The organism is Aeromicrobium sp., from assembly GCF_049587115.1.
Taxonomy (GTDB): domain Bacteria; phylum Actinomycetota; class Actinomycetes; order Propionibacteriales; family Nocardioidaceae; genus Aeromicrobium.
Genome location: NZ_JBAVDI010000043.1, coordinates 1 through 1,841, shown reverse-complemented (window position 1 = coordinate 1,841; position 1,841 = coordinate 1). Strand labels below are relative to the sequence as shown.

1 protein-coding gene is annotated in these 1,841 nt (G+C 69.6%); it reads left to right on the top strand.

The window, feature by feature from the left end; all coding sequences use genetic code 11:
• Nucleotides 1-1,503 (top strand): hypothetical protein (locus tag WB461_RS04515; RefSeq protein ID WP_423851524.1); only part of this gene is annotated, 1,503 nt, incomplete at its 5' end.
• Nucleotides 1,504-1,841 lie beyond the last annotated feature (338 nt).

Here is a 1,841-nt window from a genome sequence, read left to right as displayed (position 1 = left end):
ACCCAGCCGGTCGTGACCGTGCAGGACGCCGGGGGCAACACGATCGTCGGCGACAGCCGCACGGTGAGCCTGGCGCTGACCACGCCGGCCGGGGCGATCCTGACCTGCGACACCACGACGGTGGCCGCGTCGTCGGGTGTGGCTCCGTTCACCGGCTGCCAGATCGACAAGTCCGGCACCTACACGTTGTCGGCCACCGCCAGCGGCGTCGCCCCCGGGACCAGCACCAATGTCGTGGTGTCGACGGGGCCGGCAGCACGGCTGGCGTTCACCACGCAACCGTCCAACGGCACCGGGGGCGTCGCCCTGACCACGCAGCCGGTGGTGAAGGTGCTGGACAGCTACGGCAACACGGTGACGTCGCCGACGAACTCAGTCGCCCTCGCGTTGACCACTTCCAACGGGGCGGTACTGACGTGCACGACGAACCCGTTGACGACGGCCTCCGGTATCGCCACTTTCGCTGCGTGCAAGGTGGACAAGACGGGGACGTACACGCTGACCGCGACGAGCGCCTCGTTGACCTCGACGGTCAGCGCCAGCTTCACGATCGCGGTGGGCCCGGCGACCAAGCTGGGGTATGCAGCGCAGCCGAGCTCGAGCGCGGCGAGCCAGGTGGCCCTGGCCAACCAACCGGTCGTCGCCGTGCAGGACGCCGGCGGCAACACCGTGACGACCGACAGCAGCACCGTGACCCTTGCCCTGACCACCCCGGGCACCGCCACGCTCGCCTGTGACACCACCACTGTGGTGGGCACGTCGGGTCTGGCAGCCTTCACGGGCTGCCGGGTGGACAAGATCGGGACCTACTCGCTCAAGGCCATGGCCCCGGGGCTCACCCTCGGGACCAGCACCAACATCACGATCACCGTGGGTCCGGCCGCCCAGCTGGGCTTCACCACGCAGCCGAGCGCCACCGGCACGAGCCAGGTGGCGCTGCCCACCCAGCCCGCGATCAAGATCGTGGACGCCGGCGGCAACACGGTCACCACTGACACCAGCACCGTGACGATCGCGCTCACTACGCCGAACGGGGCGACCCTGGCCTGCACCACCTCGAACTTCCGGGCCGCCTCGGCGGGCGTGGCAACGTTCGCCGGTTGCAAGATCGACAAGGTGGGGACCTACACCCTGACGGCCACGGACGGGTCGCTGACCTCGGCCGTCAGCAACAACATCACGATCAACCCCGCCGCTGCGAGCAGGCTGGCGTTCACCAGCCAGCCGGGTGGCGGGGCCACGTCGACGCCGTTCGCCTCCCAGCCGACGGTGACCGTCCAGGACGCCTCCGGCAACACCGTCACCAGCAGCTCGAGCTCGGTCACCCTGGCGCTGACAACCCCCAACGGCGCCGTGCTGACGTGCACCACCAATCCGCTGGCCGCCTCCGCAGGGGTGGCGGCGTTCGGGGGCTGCCGTGTAGACCTCCCCGGGACCTATACCTTGACTGCCACCGGTACGTCCCTGACGAGCGCGGTCAGCACCAGCTTCACGGTCTCCTAGCGCAGCAGCGCAGGGCTGGCCCGAGCGGACGGCCGGGGACGGCGGGACCGAGATGGGTGAGGCGGAGCGGATCCCGCGACGAGAAATCGGGGCGAAACCGGCTCAGCGGTCAAGACCGGCGATACGGTCAGGGCGCAGAACCCGTACTTCAGCAACGGCACCACCACTCAGGGGGAACCGCATGCCCGAACAGACCTGGCACGAAGCACGGTTGATTCCAACCTCAGGCATCAACGGTGCGGATGAGCAGGAGCGTCGCGCCACCTCGGCTCTGCTGGCGGTGATGACCGCCGTCAAGGAGTACGGCCGCGTTCTGGTCAAGCCGCTCGGCGCCCCGG